At 37.1% G+C, this 17305-nt stretch carries 13 protein-coding genes; 6 read left to right on the top strand and 7 right to left on the bottom strand.

Translation table 11 applies throughout. From position 1 onward, the window contains the following. Position 1 precedes the first annotated feature (1 nt). Positions 2-463, bottom strand: a complete 462-nt coding sequence (gene tnpA, locus EMTOL_RS03030; protein WP_015027793.1) for an IS200/IS605 family transposase — start codon at positions 461-463, stop codon at positions 2-4. Positions 464-1613: 1150 nt separating this feature from the next. Between tnpA and EMTOL_RS03025 the strand changes: the two genes are divergently transcribed. Both EMTOL_RS03025 and EMTOL_RS03020 read left to right on the top strand, forming a co-directional pair. Beyond that, the gene (locus EMTOL_RS03025; protein ID WP_015027792.1) at positions 1614-2801 is read left to right on the top strand and encodes a hypothetical protein; all 1188 of its coding nucleotides are present in this window, start codon (positions 1614-1616) and stop codon (positions 2799-2801) included. A 98-nt stretch (positions 2802-2899) separates the two neighbouring features. Continuing rightward, positions 2900-3814, top strand: coding sequence for a PfkB family carbohydrate kinase (locus EMTOL_RS03020; RefSeq protein ID WP_015027791.1), 915 nt, complete (start codon positions 2900-2902; stop codon positions 3812-3814). 110 nt (positions 3815-3924) lie between these two features. On the opposite strand, the gene EMTOL_RS03015 is transcribed toward EMTOL_RS03020, so the two are convergent. Then, positions 3925-6978, bottom strand: coding sequence for a putative LPS assembly protein LptD (locus EMTOL_RS03015; protein ID WP_305953163.1), 3054 nt, complete (start codon positions 6976-6978; stop codon positions 3925-3927). Positions 6979-7144: 166 nt separating this feature from the next. On the opposite strand from EMTOL_RS03015, the gene EMTOL_RS03010 reads away from it, so the two are divergent. Both EMTOL_RS03010 and EMTOL_RS03005 read left to right on the top strand, forming a co-directional pair. After that, positions 7145-7912 (top strand): N-acetylmuramoyl-L-alanine amidase family protein, encoded by a 768-nt coding sequence (locus EMTOL_RS03010; protein ID WP_015027789.1) that lies wholly within the window; start codon positions 7145-7147, stop codon positions 7910-7912. Positions 7913-8039: 127 nt separating this feature from the next. After that, positions 8040-8969, top strand: a complete 930-nt coding sequence (locus tag EMTOL_RS03005; protein WP_015027788.1) for an MlaD family protein — start codon at positions 8040-8042, stop codon at positions 8967-8969. A gap of 74 nt (positions 8970-9043) precedes the next feature. On the opposite strand, the gene EMTOL_RS03000 is transcribed toward EMTOL_RS03005, so the two are convergent. The 4 genes from EMTOL_RS03000 to EMTOL_RS02985 all read right to left on the bottom strand — a co-directional run bounded on the left by EMTOL_RS03000 (position 9044) and on the right by EMTOL_RS02985 (position 13998). Further along, positions 9044-10978 carry a KUP/HAK/KT family potassium transporter gene (locus EMTOL_RS03000; protein WP_015027787.1) on the bottom strand — a complete coding sequence of 645 codons (1935 nt, stop codon included), beginning with the start codon at positions 10976-10978 and terminating at the stop codon, positions 9044-9046. Positions 10979-11085: 107 nt separating this feature from the next. After that, the gene (locus EMTOL_RS02995; protein WP_015027786.1) at positions 11086-12165 is read right to left on the bottom strand and encodes a porin; all 1080 of its coding nucleotides are present in this window, start codon (positions 12163-12165) and stop codon (positions 11086-11088) included. A gap of 37 nt (positions 12166-12202) precedes the next feature. Beyond that, positions 12203-12892, bottom strand: a complete 690-nt coding sequence (locus EMTOL_RS02990) for a response regulator (protein WP_015027785.1) — start codon at positions 12890-12892, stop codon at positions 12203-12205. An 11-nt stretch (positions 12893-12903) separates the two neighbouring features. Next, positions 12904-13998: a sensor histidine kinase gene (locus EMTOL_RS02985; RefSeq protein ID WP_015027784.1), complete on the bottom strand. Its 1095-nt coding sequence runs from the start codon at positions 13996-13998 to the stop codon at positions 12904-12906. Between the two features lie 222 nt (positions 13999-14220). Between EMTOL_RS02985 and recJ the strand changes: the two genes are divergently transcribed. Both recJ and lptB read left to right on the top strand, forming a co-directional pair. After that, positions 14221-15936, top strand: a complete 1716-nt coding sequence (gene recJ, locus EMTOL_RS02980; protein WP_015027783.1) for a single-stranded-DNA-specific exonuclease RecJ — start codon at positions 14221-14223, stop codon at positions 15934-15936. Between the two features lie 115 nt (positions 15937-16051). Further along, positions 16052-16789 carry an LPS export ABC transporter ATP-binding protein gene (gene lptB / locus EMTOL_RS02975; RefSeq protein ID WP_015027782.1) on the top strand — a complete coding sequence of 246 codons (738 nt, stop codon included), beginning with the start codon at positions 16052-16054 and terminating at the stop codon, positions 16787-16789. Between the two features lie 57 nt (positions 16790-16846). Here lptB and EMTOL_RS02970 read toward each other — a convergent pair whose 3' ends face one another. Continuing rightward, the gene (locus tag EMTOL_RS02970; RefSeq protein ID WP_015027781.1) at positions 16847-17263 is read right to left on the bottom strand and encodes a DUF4890 domain-containing protein; all 417 of its coding nucleotides are present in this window, start codon (positions 17261-17263) and stop codon (positions 16847-16849) included. Between the last annotated feature and the right edge of the window lie 42 nt (positions 17264-17305).

The raw sequence follows: 17305 nt of genomic DNA, 5'->3' as shown, positions 1-17305 counted from the left end.
GTTAATCCAGCCATTCAAATAGATATTTTTTGTTAAATTCAATGTCAAATTTTTGTAGAAAATCGAGATATTCTTCTTTAAAGGTCTTTTTCTTGTGGTGTTCTTCCTGTTTTAAGATGTATTGATAGACATTTTCAATCTGTGAATGAGTATACGAAAAAGCACCATATCCTTCTTGCCAAGAAAACTTACCTTTCACAAATTTTTGTTCGTTAATAAATTTTGAAGAATTATTTTTGATGTCACGAACCAAGTCTGAGATATTCATAGAAGGTTTTAAGCCGACAAAAACATGAACATGGTCAGCAACGCCATTAACAATGATAGCCTTTTGATTCTTCTCTTTGATAATTCCAGCTATGTATTTGAAGACCTCATCTCTCCACGGTTTTTGAAGTAGGTTTTCTCTCCCTTTTACTGCAAATACATATTGAATGTAGATTTGTGAGAATGTTCCTGCCATGTTTTTTCTGTATTAAATACATCAATTTTATTATCATATCACCCCTTCGGGGTTTTATTAATTGAATTTATTTGATTATCTATAATCATTTCATCCCTTCGGGATTTTTTATTGCATTTATAACCCTGAAAGGGTGAAAGGATTATAGATGATATGTTTTTAACAGTCATTAAAAACCAACCCCGTAGGGGTGATTATTATACCATATGGGGTTTATAATGATTAAATTTTTTTGATTATCTATAATCCTTCCATCCCTTCGGGATTTTTTCATTGTATTTATAACCCTGAAATGGTGAAAGGATTATAGTAGATATATTATTAATAGCCATTAAGAACCAACCCCGTAGGGGTGATATTATTATACCACCCCTATGAGGTTTATAATGATAAAATTTGTTTGATTATCTATAATTCTTCCATCGCTTCGGGATTTTTTATTGTATTTATAACCCTGAAATGGTGAAAGGATTATAGTAGATATGTTTTTAATAGCCATTAAGAACCAACCCCGTAAGGGTGATTATTATACCACCCTTACGGGGTTTATAATAATTAAATTTGTATGATTAACTATAATCTTTCCATCCCTTTGGGATTTTTTCTTTTACATAATCATTCCGAATTTTTAGTCCAATTATTTAAACCCCGAGGGGGAAAATTATGTCACTCCTTTGGGTTGCATGATTATAAAATATTATCTATATACCTTCCATCCCTTCGAGATTTTCTTTCCTACATAATTATTCCGAAATTATTTAAACTCCGAAGGGGTGCCATGATTATAGTAAATTAATAATGAAATGAATTTTTCAACTCCGAAGGGGTGAAAAAAATGTAATCAATATGATGTTGTGTTTAATTATAGATTATCATTGTTTGATGATTTTAACTTTAGTTAATTGCCGTGTTTTGTATTATAGTTAAGGATTTGATTATAGCATTTCACACATTGTTCAATTTATCACTCGCAATTTCCAAATTCCCAATTCACAAACCAAACAATCAAAATCATATTTATCTTATCGGTAATCATTACACGTAATTGGGTATTTCTTGTCTGAAAATCTGAAAAATAACAAAACTCAGCACTTAAAACTCAGAATTCAGAACTCTAAAAACTATCTTTGTATCTTAAATAGTAAAGAGTATGCAAATCATAGAGGTAGGAGAGAACCGAAAGCTACAAAAAGAATTTTTAGAGTTTCCAGTGGGTCTGTATAAAGGAAATCCATATTGGATTCGTCCACTTGATCAAGATATTGAAAAATTATTCGACCGTCAGAAAAATCCAATTTTCAATATTGGGGGTGATTGTGTTCGATGGCTTGCACTTGATGAATCGGGTAAAACCATTGCACGAGTAGCAGCGTTTACTAATCCTGCTACTGCTACACAAGGGAACGAGCAACCAACGGGTGGAATGGGCTTTTTTGAGTGTATCAACGATGAGTCGGTGGCTTTTGCGATGTTCGATAAATGCAAAATTTGGCTACAAGAGCGTGGTATGGAAGCGATGGATGGTCCAATTAATTTTGGTGAACGTGATAACTGGTGGGGGCTACACGTTGACCCACACGATGCCGAACCAACTTGGGGGATGTTCTATCACCATAATTATTACCGTGCGTTTTTCGAAAATTATGGTTTTCAAGATTATTTTCAGCAATATACATTCTTGTTGCCAATTCCGGAAGAAGAAGCTCGTAAGGTAGTTCGACCAGCTTTGTTTGAAATTGCCAATCGAATTTACAATACACCAGGCTATGAGTTTAAGCATGTGAGCAAGAAGGAGTTGCCCAAATTTGCCGAGGATTTCAGAATTATCTACAATAAGGCATGGGCAAAAAACTCAGCTACGGGTGAAATGACGCCCGAGCGTGCCGGTGCTATTATGCAAACTATGAAACCAATATTGGAGGAAGAACTCATGTGGTTTGGCTATCATAATGGCGAGCCGATTGCTTTTTTTATCATGATTCCAGAGTTAAATCAGATTATCAAATATGTCAATGGAAAGCTTAATCTGATTGGGAAAATTAAGTGGTTGTACCATACACTAATGAAAACCAATAAAAAAGCACGTGGTGTGATTTTTGGCGTAATACCAGAATATCAGGGAAGAGGCATTGAATCGGCGATTGCTTTGTCGTTTTCGAGGGCTTGTTGGGTTCCGAATTACCAGTATAAAACCTTGGAACTCAATTGGATTGCCGATTTTAACCCCAAAATGCTTAAAGTAACACAGATGTTGGGAGCTAAAAAATATAAGACCTACATTACTTACAGATACTTATTCGATAGGAATAAAGAATTTAAGCGTTGTCCGCAAATCTAAAAGCTATTTCTGAAGAAATAAATAAACAAAAAATCGTTATCTTTGCAATAATATAGACATTTTCACTAAAAAAATCCTTTTGCAAAGGTAAATTATCTATGTCATTACTTACAGTAGGTTCGGTAGCGTTTGATAAATTGGAAACGCCATTCGGAAAAACAGATAAAATCATTGGCGGAGCTGCCACTTTCATCACGCTCACTGCATCATACTTCGTAAAAGAAAACAATCTCGTGGCGGTTGTTGGTGAAGATTTTCCACAAGAAATGATTGATACTTTGGTAAGCCACGGTGTAAATGTGGATGGTCTTGAAATCAGAAAAGGCGAGAAATCTTTTTTCTGGCATGGTCGTTACCATAATGATATGAATAGCCGTGATACGGTTGAGGTTCAATTAAACGTAATGGAAAATTTCGACCCGAAGATTCCAGAGTCATACCAAGGTTGTGAGTTTTTAATGCTCGGAAATACTGCACCAGCGATTCAACATTTGGTTTTAAAGCGTTTAGCTACCCGCCCAAAGTTTGTATTGCTTGATACAATGAATCTTTGGATTGATATTGCTTTAGATGATTTGAAAGCTCTATTGAAAGATGTTGATTGTGTAACTATCAACGACGAAGAAGCACGCATGCTTTCAGGTGATTATTCATTGCGTCGTGCGGCTAAAACAATCATGGCAATGGGTCCAAAAACACTTATTATTAAGAAAGGTGAACACGGTGCTTTGTTGTTCCAAGGTGAAGAAATCTTCTTCTGTCCAGCATTACCTTTAGAAGAAGTATTCGACCCAACGGGTGCTGGTGATACTTTTGCGGGCGGATTTATTTCGCATTTAGCTAAAACTGGCGATTTAAGTTTCGAAAACATGAAACGTGGCATCGTTTATGGTTCAGCAATGGCTTCATTCTGTGTAGAGAGGTTCGGTTCGGAGCGTATCCAAAACCTTACGCAAGAAGAGATTGCAGCACGTGTAGATGAATTCAAAAAATTAGCTGCATTTGAGTTGTAATATAGTCCACAGTTAATGGTCAATCGTCTACTGACTTAATATGAAAAGCCCTTTAGCGATTCTTCGTTAAAGGGCTTTTCTGTGGATAATTGCCTATTGAGTTTTGTTTATTAAAATCCTCCACTTCCGTAGTATTGGCGTCTTCTACTTACTTTTAGTTCTTGCAATAAAGCACTGCGTACGTTGAGTGTAAATGAATAACTTGTGCGTACTGAATAGCCCGAAATTGGTGTCCAGTTAAATGCCATATCCCAACAGTGTAATTCACGGTGTAAGGTAATATTAGTTAATGTAGGAGCTTTTAGCTGCATATCATAACCTGTATTAAAGCCAATTTTCCACTTTGGGGTTAGACTCAAATCTCCTTGAACAGTAATTGCTTGCGTAACTTGTGGGTCAGCCAAACCTTGTTTCGTATAATTGAGGTTGTAGCTTAAATTAAGTGTCCACGGAATCGAAAAATCTACATAAAGTTCAGGATTAGCTGCAATAAATTTCTTCATGGCATCCATCGCAGGATTATTCGATTGAGGATTTGTCTTTGGTTTTCCCTTATCAGGATTAAAAGTTGCTGGAGATAAACGAGTTGAAATCGCAATATTGGCTGTACGTAAAGTGGCCAAACCAGCAAATCCTTGTACTCGTTCAATTTTATAGAAACGTCTTATTCTTCCAGCCGGATTTAAGGCTCTTAATTCTGGTGTACTTTCTGGTTGATAATAATAGGGGTCAAAACTTGCACCCATATTTAGATTTACTAAGTTTTTAAACAAATTGGTGTTAGCACTCATGTTAATATTTGATAGATTCATCGAGTCTCCCAAAGCCAATAGGTTATAACTTGTGCCTAAACTTAAATTATCGAGTAATGAAATTTTGTCAAATGCTTTGGCTGCTGTATCTGATTTTGAGCGAACTTTAGCTTCAAGTTGATTCGTAAGGTTGAAACTTACATTACCCGAAGCCCCTGCCGAAGCCCCTAAAGTCGGGTATTTTGGTAAAAGCTTACGTAACGTATCATAAGTAGTAATACCATTTGTAGTTGTTCGGTCAATTCTTACTACTTTATATTCAAATAATCTTTTTGTGAAATCAGGGGCATAACTTAAACTTAGCGAAGGAGCCATCGTGTGGCGAATGGCTTGCAAGCGACTTTTACCTCTAAACTGGTAAGTTCCATACACACGTGTATTCATACTTCCTGAAACCGAGGTTTGATACGTTGGAAAGAAACCTCTAACGGTATCAATCTTCACGGCATTCTCACTTGCAATATATTTATAGCTAAGGCTTTGTGTTGAAATGTCACCTCTTAGTGAGACACTCGGTGTAAAGTTGATATATCGTGCGATTTTAAAGTTCGGCAATGCAATTGGAATAGAATAGGTAGTGGTAAATTTACCGTCACTCAAAACTTGATTTAGTGCATCGAGTGTATTGAGTTTTCGCACATTACTGAGGCGTTCCTGTAAAGCTTTTTGCAAAAGTCTTTCTGAGGGGGTTAATGTCAGTGGGTTAGCATCACGGAGTCTGATTTCTTCGTTAGTCAAAGGCTTTGCTTCAATAGAAGAATAGGTTCCGTCGGCATTTTGGCGAACTATTTTATAATCAGAATAACTCGTAATACTATTCACACGTGTATTAGTTGCTTGATAACCACCACTTACATTAAGTCCAACCCTAAATGATTCATACCAGCGGCCAATTTGTTTTTTTTCTGGTACAAATGGGTTAAACTGATTCAAACCAATGCTATAATTTGCCGAAGCATCAACTTGCCCAGTGGTGAAGTTTTGCGAAACATTAAGCCCCGAACTTGTAACCAATTTTTGATTAAAAGTTCGTCCAAACTGAACAGATGAATTAGATGAACTACTCAAATAATTGCTTACATCAACGGTATTGACGTTGTTTCGGTTAAAACCATTACTGCGTAAATTTACAGACGAAGAAAAACTACGGTCAGGACGCTTATTGGCAGGCGTATGCGACCAACTTAAGCTAAAGTCTTTGGTTTTATAGTTATTATTATCGTCAGTGGCAACAACTTCAGGTGTGTTATTGTTAAAATTATATTGAAAATTCAGGTTACCTGAGTATTTGTATTTTTTAGAGTATGTTGATTGTGCACCCACCCCAAAGCTACCTTTTGAGTAAATTTGGGCTAGGACTTTCATACCAATTTTTTCATTGATGGCAAAATAATAGCCAAAGTCACGGAAATAGAAACCACGATTATTGGCATCTTCCCCGTAGGTGCCCATGATTATCCCTGAAGTTCCAGCTTCTTTATTTTTTGGTACTGGAAAGAACCCAAAGGGTAATCCAATAGGCAGAGGGACTCCACTCAAAACAAAGTGGAAAGGCCCTGAAATAACTTGTTTTTTGTTGACTAACTTGATTTTCTTGGCAGCAATATGAAAATGGGGCTCTTTCATATTACAAGTGGTATATTTGGCATCAACCAAATACATATCATCGTTGGCATCTTTTTTTACCCGTTCCCCCGTCACGAAACCTTCGCCTTGTTGTGTGACAATTCCCTTAATAAGTGCCTTTTTTGACTTAAAATTATATCGAATAGTATCTGTATTATATTTATCGCCACTCTGTGAGAAGATAGGTTTTCCTTTAATACCATTGCCCTTGGTAGTATCGGGCGAACCATGAGCAAAAACTTCACTTTTCCCCCAATCAAGTTTGATGTAATCGGCATCTAATTCAATATCACCGTAAGTCACGCGAGCTTTTCCGTAGAGGTGTAAGATTTCACCTGAAACGTCCATTACCGTAGAGTCTTCGGCAACATACTTAACTGTTGTTGAAAGTCCGCTTTCTTTACTTCGCATCGAATCGGCAATCATTACACGAGTGGTATCTCGTTTTTCTTCAAAAAGTTTATTGCCAAATGGTTTAGTAGCCGAACTAGGGCGAGTAGTTGTTTTGGTGCTAGGGCGAGAGAGATTACCTCCACCAAACTTTGATAGATTACCTCCCGGAAATTGTGCTACTGAATTGAATGAACTTAAAATCAAAAACAATCCGAAGCTAAAATGTAGGAATAAGCCTAACATCGGCCAGTTTTTATTGCTTTCCGACGTAAAACCCGTAAATGTAGTTAGTTTCTTAGTGCTTGGGGTTTTATATTTTTTCAGTTGTTCCAAAAAACTTATCTTTGTAAAAATGTCCTATTAATATAACCTATTAGGAGAAACCTTCAGATATTTCTACCAAAAACTGCAATTTTTCTGATTTCTCTCTTATTAACGCTCAGTAATGGCACAAAATTAGCTATTATATAGTCGTGAAAGAACGTTTGCTCATAAAATCATGTTAAAAAATCTTAAAGTTCTACTTATACTAATATTTAGCCTTGAAATTGTACACGCCCAAAGCGGAAAAATCCGAACAATTGTGATTGATGCAGGGCATGGAGGAAAAGACCCCGGAACACAGCATAGCAAGCTTCGTGAGAAAGATATTGCTTTGAGTGTAACACTTAAATTAGGTAAAAAAATTCAAGAAAAACTACCTGATGTAAAAGTAATCTACACACGCAAGAGCGATGTTTTCTTGCCATTACACGAACGTGCTGCTATAGCTAATAGAAATAAAGCCGATTTGTTTATTTGTATTCACGTCAATGCTAATCCTCATTCATCGAAGTTGAGTGGCTCAGAAACATACGTGATGGGGCTACATAAAACAGAAGATAATCTCGCCCTTGCTATGCGAGAAAATGAGGTTATTTTGATGGAAGATAATTACAAGAAAAATTATAAAGGCTATGACCTTAGTTCGCCTATGGCAAATATCATGTTGGCTAATTATCAGAATGCTTTCATGAAAGAAAGTGTGAAACTAGCAAGTATGGTTGAAAAGCAAATGTCGAAGTCAGGGCACAGAAGTCGTGGAGTAAAACAAGCAGGATTTCAAGTGTTATGGCAAACTGCTATGCCTGGGATTTATGTCGAAACAGGCTATTTAACTAATTCGACTGATAAGAGAATATTGGGTAGTACGGATGGACAAGAAAAGTTGGCCGAGGCGATATTCAAGGCAGTAAAAGCATATAAAGAAAGTAAAGAACGCCTCTAATCTCGATAAGGGAACAAAAAATGTTTTTTTTGGTGTTCTCTTTTTACAAATTATGAGTATTGGTTTGTAGATTGCTTTAGCGTACTTTTGTAAAAAAAATAAAAGTCTCCCTTTAAGGGTTGAGGTTATGAAAAAAGAATATAAAGTTGGCTTGCTTGGCATTATTGCATTTGCAATATTTTATTTAGGCTTCAATTTTCTGAAAGGTTTGGATATTTTTCGAACCGAAAATGAATATTATACTTACTACGAAAATGCTGAGGGATTACAAACCTCAAACCCAGTTACGTTCAATGGGGTGCCAGTTGGTCGTGTAGTTTTGGTTGAACCCGACCAAGAAAAAAATCGAGTGAAGGTAATGCTTGCCATAAAGCGTGATATCAAAGTAAGCGATAAAGCCATTGCAGTTTTAGCTGATAATGGACTTTTAGGTGGAAAGGTTATCAAACTTAAAATTCCAGTTGGTAATCCTTTAGCAGATGAAGCAACTATCGGTAGCGAAATTGAAAAAGGAATGGTGGCTGCAGTTACCGATAAACTAAGTCCAACACTTAAAAATGTTGATTCTTTGCTTACTACAACTACTGCTATTATCAAACAATTTGACCAAACGGCTGTTGCATTAAAGGTTCTTATGGCCAGTGCTACCCAAACAACCAACGGTGTAAATGGGGTGGTTGCATCTAATGCTAAAAACCTTTCAGCCATTACAGCTAATGCCGCAGTTTTAACTGCTAATTTGAATACACTTTCAAAGAATCTTGATGACCAAATCAAGCCAATTCTTAATAAAACCAATACTTTTGCCGATTCTTTAAATGCCGTGAAATTAGGAGAAACCGTTGCTCAATTGAATAAATCAGTGGCTGGATTGCAAGGAGTCATTAAAGAAGTAAATCAAGGGAAGGGCACTTTGGGTAAATTGGCAAAAGACGATTCACTTTATGTGAATTTAGATAGAACAGCGGCTAATATTGCTCTACTTATGGCTGATTTGAAGGCTAATCCAAAGCGATATGTGCATTTTTCATTGTTTGGAAAGAAAGAGAAGAAGTAATGCATAATTCTGAGTTCTGAATTCTGAGTTATTCATTATTACTCAGCACTCAAGACTCAGAATTATGAGCTAAATCACTTCCGTACTAACTCCAATTTTTCTACTGGGTGATACACCAAAGGCGTGTATTCTACTTCCACATCAGATTTATCAAGTCCAAAGGCTTTTTCGTCGGATAAACTCATTCGCTTCAAGAAAAAGTAAGTGTTTAGCAAAATGCCTTCTCTAACCGAAAATTCATTCTCTACCGAAAGGAATTTCTCAATCACTACAAACTTAAAGTCAGGTTCGCTATTGTATTTTGTTGAACCATCAGGGCGAATGTGCAAATTCAATTCTTTTCGCTCGACCAAATCCTGTACGATTTTCTTGAAATAAAGTTCTACTCGTGGCTGTACCCGGAAGCCCGTATTAATGTCGATTTTAATGATTTTATCATCAAGCAATTCGCTTACTTCGTAGTTGAGCGTGTAAGGTTCGTCGGTGCGGTTGATATGCACAAACCAATACACATCAGCACGTTTGGGCTTTTTCGAGAATATAGATTTCATGATTTTCTCTTCAATATGATTCTTGCGGTCGGCTTTTGATAAATAAACCAAATGCGTTGAAAATTTGGGAATGTTTTCGTCTTCGCTCAATTCGGTGATTCGTGAAATATAGTGTCTTAAATCAATAAAATTAACGAGTTTATTATTGATTTTGCGAGCTTTGTGCCAAACATACATCACCAAGAATATAAATACCTCAAAGAATAAAAACATCCATCTTTCTTTAATTTTTGCCACATTCGTAATGAAAAACGAGCCTTCAATCACGATAAAAACTACCAAGATTAGCCCAATTATCCACGGATTCCATTTTTTGATGTATCGCATGAAGTAGGTCAATAGAATCGTGGTCATAATCATAGCAATGGTAATTGAAAAACCATAAGCTGCTTCCATGTGCGATGAATTTTGGAAATATAAAATCATCATCACACAGCCAATCCATAGAATCGTATTAACACTCGGAATATATATTTGTCCTTTCAATTCGGTTGGATTCCTGACCGTAACTCTCGGCCAAAAATTCATACTAATTGCCTCACTGATAAGCGTATATGAGCCACTAATGAGTGCCTGCGAGGCAATAACCGTGGCGGCCGTAGCAATGACTACGCCCGCAATCAGAAACCAGTCAGGCATGATTTCGTAGAATGGATTTCGGCCATTAAGTACGCTTTCGCCTTGATTGAGTACCCAAGCCGCTTGGCCTAAATAATTGACCAAAAGGCATATTTTAACAAAAATCCAGCTGATACGGATGTTTTCTCGGCCACAATGACCTAAATCAGAATACAGGGCTTCGGCTCCCGTAGTACACAAAAATACCGCTCCCAACAGCCAAAAACCTTGCGGATATTGACTCAATAGCTGATACGCATAATACGGATTGATGGCTTTTAGTACTTCGGGATGTTTGATGATTTCTGTAAAACCCAGCGTAAAGAGCATCGTAAACCAAACAACCATCATCGGGCCAAAAGCACTGCCCACTTTTTGTGTACCAAATCTCTGGAAAAAGAAAAGTAGCGATAAAATGACGATAACAATCGGGACGGTGGGCAAATGTGGCACCACAATTTCAAGACCTTCGACTGCCGAAGCGACCGAAATCGGTGGCGTGATGATGCCATCGGCCAAGAGAGTTGTTGCTCCCAAAATGGTTGGAATGATAAGGTTTTTTCCGAATCTTCTGACCAAAGCATAGAGCGAAAATACACCCCCTTCGCCGTGATTATCAGCCATTAATGTCAGAATAATGTATTTGAAAGTTGTCTGAAAAGTCAGCGTCCAGAACACACACGAGATTGCTCCATAGACCAAAATCTCGGAGATTTCACGCTCGCCAATGATTGATTTAAAAACGTAGAGAGGGCTCGTGCCAATATCGCCGTAGATGATGCCGAGGGCAACCAGCAGCGAAGCCACCGTAACTTTTTTTGTGTTTGAATGACTACTCATAATAGTGAGAATTTTGTGTTTGAAAATGAAAATTTGGGCAAAGCAAAAGCAGTCATCAGCAAAACTGATTAGCCCGTTTTTTGAATATTTGAGTGTTTTTTTAGGTCTTAGAAAGTAATAGCCAAAGAGCTAATGATGAGGTTATTCTGATGGATAAATGTTTCGTTTTTTTGAAAAATAACGTCTTTACTGTGCAGATTTCGGTATTCTATTCGACATAAAAGATTATTGCTAATTAGGTAATCAACATTGAGCGAATGCCCGATGGTCTGAAAACCATTTTTGCTATTGGTACTGATAATTACTTGATTTTTATCTGAATAAAATTCGCTTCTTGCGGCAAAGTTTAGCTTTTTATTTGGTGAATAACGAGCAATAAGCACAGGCGAATACCAAATATGATAACTTGTACTTTTCGGTGTTTTTTGCTGAAATCCTACATCAAAGCCAAACGTAAGACCAAATTTGGTGCTTACTTGGAAGATTCCGTAAAAATTATGAAAATACCGCACTAACCTTACCCAATCAGGTGTATAGCTACCAATAAATGAGCTACTATTGATTGTGAGTTTGGCGATAGGTTTAAACGTAATCTGGTGCCCAAAGGCAGGTGTATTATTGCCCTCAAGCCGTTGGATTCGTTGCCAACCATTGAGTACCAAAGCACTCAAAAACCATTTTTCGTTATCAGAGTTATACGAAAGTTTTACTCCACTTTCATAGTAAGGCGAATTTTCGGCCAAAATACTGCGGGTTAGTGTCCAACAATCTTTGCTAATTGCACTTTCAAAGCCAATGTGTGAGCCAAAAATACCTGCATCGAGCCACAGGTTTTTATTTCGAGATACTTTAAAACCAATATTTGCTTCCAGAATGTTTTTTAAAACTCCCGTTTCGGCGGCAAGATTGGCATTGGCATACGTGCCAGCCATTAGTGCCAAGTTTGCTCTACTTTTACTATGCTGATAAGCTACTTTTACAAACCCCAAATTGAGGTTTACTTCGTTGTGTCTATTGTGAGAATAGGTAAAAGCTGGTCTCAAATGATTAACTGGATTGGCAAAATCATATCCATAAAATGTTTCAAGATAAGCACTCAAAGCCACTGACCGAGACGAATCAGTTTGGGCATTGACGATGAATATCGTTTGTGTGCAAATCACTATAATTATTAAGAAACCCTTCATATTGATACTATTTTGAATAAAATTTAGGCGAAGTTAGCTATTTTTCGCCTCCGATAAATCGGTAGCCAACCCCCGATTCGGTGATTATGTATTTGGGTTGGTCGGGGTTATCTTCGATTTTTTTGCGGAGTTGTCGCACAAAAACCCTCAAATACTGCGATTGTTCAAGATAACTTGGCCCCCAAATAGTTTTCAAAAGAAATTGGTGTGTCAAAACCCTACTTTCATTCTGAGCCATCAATACCAATAATTGATATTCGGTGGTAGTTAGCTTCAAAACTTCTTGATTTTTCTTCACGATTCTCGAAGTAAAATCAATACTTAGATTTCCATATTCTCGTAAAGGCACATTTTCGGTGTTTTGTGCCAATCGGAGTGCGGTTCGGATTCGAGCTAGTAGTTCGCCTGTGCGAAAAGGCTTCGTCAGATAATCGTTTGCACCACTATCAAGTGCCTGAATGATGTCGTCTTCGTTATCTCGTACCGAAAGAATAATGACAGGAGCTTTGTACCATTCTCTGAGCCTTTTCAAGATACTTTGTCCATCTTCGTCTGGCAGACCTAAGTCGAGTAAAATCAAATCTGGTGGGTGCATCGCTGCCGAAATTTGTCCCTCTTTACCTGTACTAGCCTCATATACTCGAAAATTGTTGGCAGAAAGGGTTATTTCTAATAATTTACGAATCTGAACTTCGTCGTCGATGATTAATATTGTTGGGTTATTCATGTCTTTTGTGTTTATTGTAAGAATCCTCCGCTGAAATCATCGCCCCAGTTGGCTTTAGTCGGAATTTCAATCGTAAATAAAGCTCCACTTCCTGCTCTATTACCTACTTTGATGGTGCCTCCATGAGCTTCAATAAAGCCTTTTGTGATAGACAAACCTAAGCCTAAACCTCCTGTTTGTGTGTTTTTTGAGCGATAAAATTTAGTGAAAACTTGAGATAAATCGCCTTTCGGGAAACCTTTGCCATTATCTTGAATTTTAATGATACATTTTTCATTGACATAATCGGCCGAGATATGAATAAGCGTTTTTTCGGGCGTATAAATCGAACAATTATAAAGAATATTGTAAATGGCTTGCTCTAGCAGTCCGAAATCAAGTTTCAAAAAAGGCAGATTGGGCGGCATTTCTACTTTTACTTCATGAAATTTTAGTTCTGTTTCCAGTTGATTGATGGCTGTATGAATCAGTTCGGTGAGGTCATACCAATCTAATTTCGGACGAATTGACCCTGATTCGAGCCTCGAAACATTTAATAAATTTCCTACAAGACGATTAAGCCTATCGGCCGCCGTATTTATTTCTTGGTAGAGATTGATTTTATTGGTTTCGCTAAATTTCGAATTATCGGTCAATAGATTATCGGTTGCTCCTAAAATAGTAGCAATGGGTGTACGAAATTCGTGCGAAATAGAATTAAAAAGCGTATCATAAAGTTTCAAGGCATTTACACGTTCTTCACGCTGAATTGCCAGACTTTCAAAGTGTTTTATGCGAGCCGTAAGTACCCCATTTAGCATCACTATTATAAAGTACATCGCAAGCATCAGTACATCTTCTGATTTTGATACGTGAAATGTAAAGTGTGGAGGAATAAAGAAAAAATCCCAAATAAAAGCACTCAAAACCGCCGATAGAAGTACAGGGTAAAGGCTTAACTTCATAGCCAAGACCGAAACCGTAAATAAAAGAATAAGGGCAACCGTGCGATAGCCAATTAAATCACTAAACGGATAACAAATCGCTGAAATTAGACATACAATAATGATACTTATCAAATATGCCGAATTGCCTTGCGTATATTTTTTGGTCAGAATATCCTTCATTAGTTGGAGTCGTTATGATGATACAAATGTAGGCCTATGTTTATAAATGAAATGTAAAACAAAGCCTTTCTTATATAAAGATTTTGTAAAGATTCATTGATTTTGTGTTTAAGCCCCAAAAAACAATCTTATTTGTGGGTAGATGAGGCCTACGAGTTGGTTAAATCTTTTTAATCATGGTATAAATCTTTAATTTTACATTTCAATTTTAGAAAGAATACAATGTCCGAAAAACGCTGGTTATATAAATCTACACCCAATCCTCAAACTGTTAATGAATTAGCACAAGCAATTAATGTTGATAAAGCACTTGCTTCTATGCTTGTGCAGCGAGGAATTACGGTTTTTGATGAAGCACGAGATTTCTTCCGCCCTAAGCTCGAACACCTACATGACCCATTTCTGATGCCAGATATGGAGAAAGCGGTAGAAAGATTGACTGAAGCCCTTGAAAATGGTGAAAAGATAATGGTTTATGGCGATTATGATGTGGATGGAACTACTTCAGTGGCATTGGTATATGGCTATTTATCAACCTTTTATAGCAATTTAGAATACTATAACCCAGACCGATACGAAGAAGGATATGGGGTTTCAGTACAAGGAATCGAATGGGCGGCTGAGCAAGGCGTATCTTTGGTAATTTGTTTGGATTGTGGCATTAAGGCTCAAGACAAAGTTCTTTTGGCGAAAGAAAAATTCAATATTGATTTTATTATTTGTGACCACCATGAACCTGACGATACTTTACCTAATGCAGTTGCCGTGCTCGACCCTAAACGTAAAGATTGTCTGTACCCTTATAAAGAATTAACAGGAAATGGTGTAGGCTTTAAACTTTTGCAGGCATATTGTATAAGAAACGAAAAACCACTTGATACGCTTTTAGAATTCTTAGACTTGTGCGTTGTAAGTATCGCTTCTGATATTGTACCAATTACGGGAGAGAATCGAGTTCTGGCTTTTTATGGTTTAAAAAAGCTCAATGAAAACCCAAGAATTGGACTCAAAGCATTGAAAGAAGTAGCAGGCTTTACCACATCAATGACTATTGAAAATGTAGTTTTTGTCATTGGGCCAAGGATTAACGCTGCGGGACGAATCAAGCACGCCAAAGCTGCGGTAAAGCTCTTATTATCAGATGACTATGATGAGGCTTTAGAGTTTGCTCATGAGATTCAGAAGCATAATAGCGAACGCCGTGGACACGATACTCGAATGACCGAAGAGGCACTTGCCATGATTGAGGGAGATGAGTGGATGATGAGTAAAGCGAAAAGTACGGTACTTTACAGAGAAGATTGGCATAAAGGAGTTATAGGAATTGTGGCGAGCCGTTGTATAGAAAAATACTATAGACCAACGATAATTCTTACAAAATCGCATGAAAAAGCGGCAGGTTCTGCCCGTTCTGTTGCTGGATTTAACCTTTACGAAGCTATTGAAGAATGTGCTGACCTGCTCGAACAATTTGGTGGACACACACACGCAGCGGGTATGACAATGCCCATTGAAAATATAGATGCCTTTAGATTGGCGTTTGATGAAGTGGTAAGTAAGTATATCACACCTGAGCAGCTTACTCCAGTTGTGAATATTGATGTAAAAATAAAATTGGCTGAAATTAATGCAAAATTCTATCGAATTATGAATCAAATGGCTCCATTTGGACCAGAAAATATGCAACCAATTTTTGCTTCTGAAAATCTTACACTTAAATATACACCAAGAGTAATGAAGGAAAAACACCTACGTTTAGAGCTTTTTGAAGAAGAAACGGGGGCAATTCTAACTGCCGTTGGATTTGGAATGGTTGAAGAACACCTAGAAAGATTGCATACCAATAAATATTTTAGTGCAGCTTATCAGATTGATGAAAATACGTTTAATAATAAAACATCTTTACAATTGATGTTGAAAGATATCAAGTATAGTTAAGAATAATTAACGCTGAAATTTGTTTATTATAGCGTAATTTTGCTTGTAGGACAGGTTTGTAACTTGTCAAAATAGAGAACTTGAAAAAATAGGTTGAAAACCTGTTCCACCAAATATGATTTTAAGAACAGAAAACTTAATAAAAAAATACGGCCAGCGATTAGTTAATAACAACGTGAGCTATCAAGTTGGCCAAGGCGAAATTGTTGGACTGCTCGGCCCCAATGGGGCTGGGAAGACTACTTCGTTTTATATGGCCACTGGGCTAGTTAAACCCAACAGTGGAAAGGTTTGGCTCGATGACATGGATATTACTTCTTTGCCAATGTATAAGCGTGCGAAATTAGGTGTGGGCTATTTGGCACAAGAGGCATCGGTTTTTAGAGATTTAACCGTTGAAGAAAACATATTAGGTGTGCTCGAATTGGCTAAACCAGAACTTACGAAAGCACAGCGAAAGGAAAAAACGGAAATATTGTTAGAGGAGTTCAGTTTAACCCACGTGCGTAAGAATAAAGGTATTGTTTGTTCTGGTGGAGAACGCCGTCGGACTGAAATTGCTCGTGCTTTATCGGTTGACCCTAAATTTATTTTACTTGATGAGCCTTTTGCGGGGGTTGACCCTATTGCTGTTGAAGAAATTCAAGGGATTGTGGCTAAACTTAAGCACCGAAATATCGGAATTTTGATAACTGACCATAATGTAAACGAAACGCTTTCGATTACTGACCGGGCGTACTTACTTTTTGAAGGGAAAATTCTACGCCAAGGAACTGCCGAAGACCTTGCTAATGATGAATTGGTTAGAAAGGTTTATTTAGGTCAACATTTTGAATTAAAAAGAAAGATATAAATATCAATTTTTAATAAAAAACGGTAGTAAGAATTATACTTGCTACCGTTTTTTTTATTACCTCGGTCTTGGTGGTCTTTCCCCATTTATTGGAGGAGGAGGAGGTCCATGATGTTCGGCCTCTAATTTTTGAAATTTAGCAAATTGAGAAGCAGATAGGATACTTTTCATCGTCTTTTCGAAACTTTTTCGATGGGCATCTAAAGCTGCTCTTTTCTCTCTTTCTTCAATTTTACTCGTAAAAATATCCTCCATTTGTTTGATGTTTTTCAAAAAAGCATCATGTACTTTTTTAGAAGCAGCTGCATTTAGGCCTAACTCTTTGGTCATTCTTTCAGTAAATTGTTCAGCATTGGGTATTGGAGGTCGTTCACCACGAGGAAGGCCATCAGGGCGATGTGCGGGTGGCTGGGCATATAATGATAAACTACTTAAAAATAGTAGTATCAAAAATAATCTAATACTTTTTTTCATGTGTTTGGAATATTTTTCAAAGCAATGATAAGATAAATTTCT

Origin of the sequence: Emticicia oligotrophica DSM 17448 (genome assembly GCF_000263195.1) — a bacterium.
GTDB lineage: Bacteria > Bacteroidota > Bacteroidia > Cytophagales > Spirosomataceae > Emticicia > Emticicia oligotrophica.
The sequence above is the reverse complement of the archived record's forward strand: the minus strand, read 5'-3'. Positions and strand labels throughout refer to the sequence as shown.

Coding starts and splice junctions, on each gene's coding strand:
- EMTOL_RS02970 (WP_015027781.1), bottom strand. CDS start 17,263: ATGAAAAAAAGTATTAGATTATTTTTGATACTACTATTTTTAAGTAGT.
- EMTOL_RS03025 (WP_015027792.1), top strand. CDS start 1,614: ATGCAAATCATAGAGGTAGGAGAGAACCGAAAGCTACAAAAAGAATTT.
- EMTOL_RS02995 (WP_015027786.1), bottom strand. CDS start 12,165: ATGAAGGGTTTCTTAATAATTATAGTGATTTGCACACAAACGATATTC.
- EMTOL_RS03005 (WP_015027788.1), top strand. CDS start 8,040: ATGAAAAAAGAATATAAAGTTGGCTTGCTTGGCATTATTGCATTTGCA.
- tnpA (WP_015027793.1), bottom strand. CDS start 463: ATGGCAGGAACATTCTCACAAATCTACATTCAATATGTATTTGCAGTA.
- EMTOL_RS03000 (WP_015027787.1), bottom strand. CDS start 10,978: ATGAGTAGTCATTCAAACACAAAAAAAGTTACGGTGGCTTCGCTGCTG.
- EMTOL_RS03020 (WP_015027791.1), top strand. CDS start 2,900: ATGTCATTACTTACAGTAGGTTCGGTAGCGTTTGATAAATTGGAAACG.
- lptB (WP_015027782.1), top strand. CDS start 16,052: ATGATTTTAAGAACAGAAAACTTAATAAAAAAATACGGCCAGCGATTA.
- EMTOL_RS03010 (WP_015027789.1), top strand. CDS start 7,145: ATGTTAAAAAATCTTAAAGTTCTACTTATACTAATATTTAGCCTTGAA.
- recJ (WP_015027783.1), top strand. CDS start 14,221: ATGTCCGAAAAACGCTGGTTATATAAATCTACACCCAATCCTCAAACT.
- EMTOL_RS02990 (WP_015027785.1), bottom strand. CDS start 12,892: ATGAATAACCCAACAATATTAATCATCGACGACGAAGTTCAGATTCGT.
- EMTOL_RS02985 (WP_015027784.1), bottom strand. CDS start 13,998: ATGAAGGATATTCTGACCAAAAAATATACGCAAGGCAATTCGGCATAT.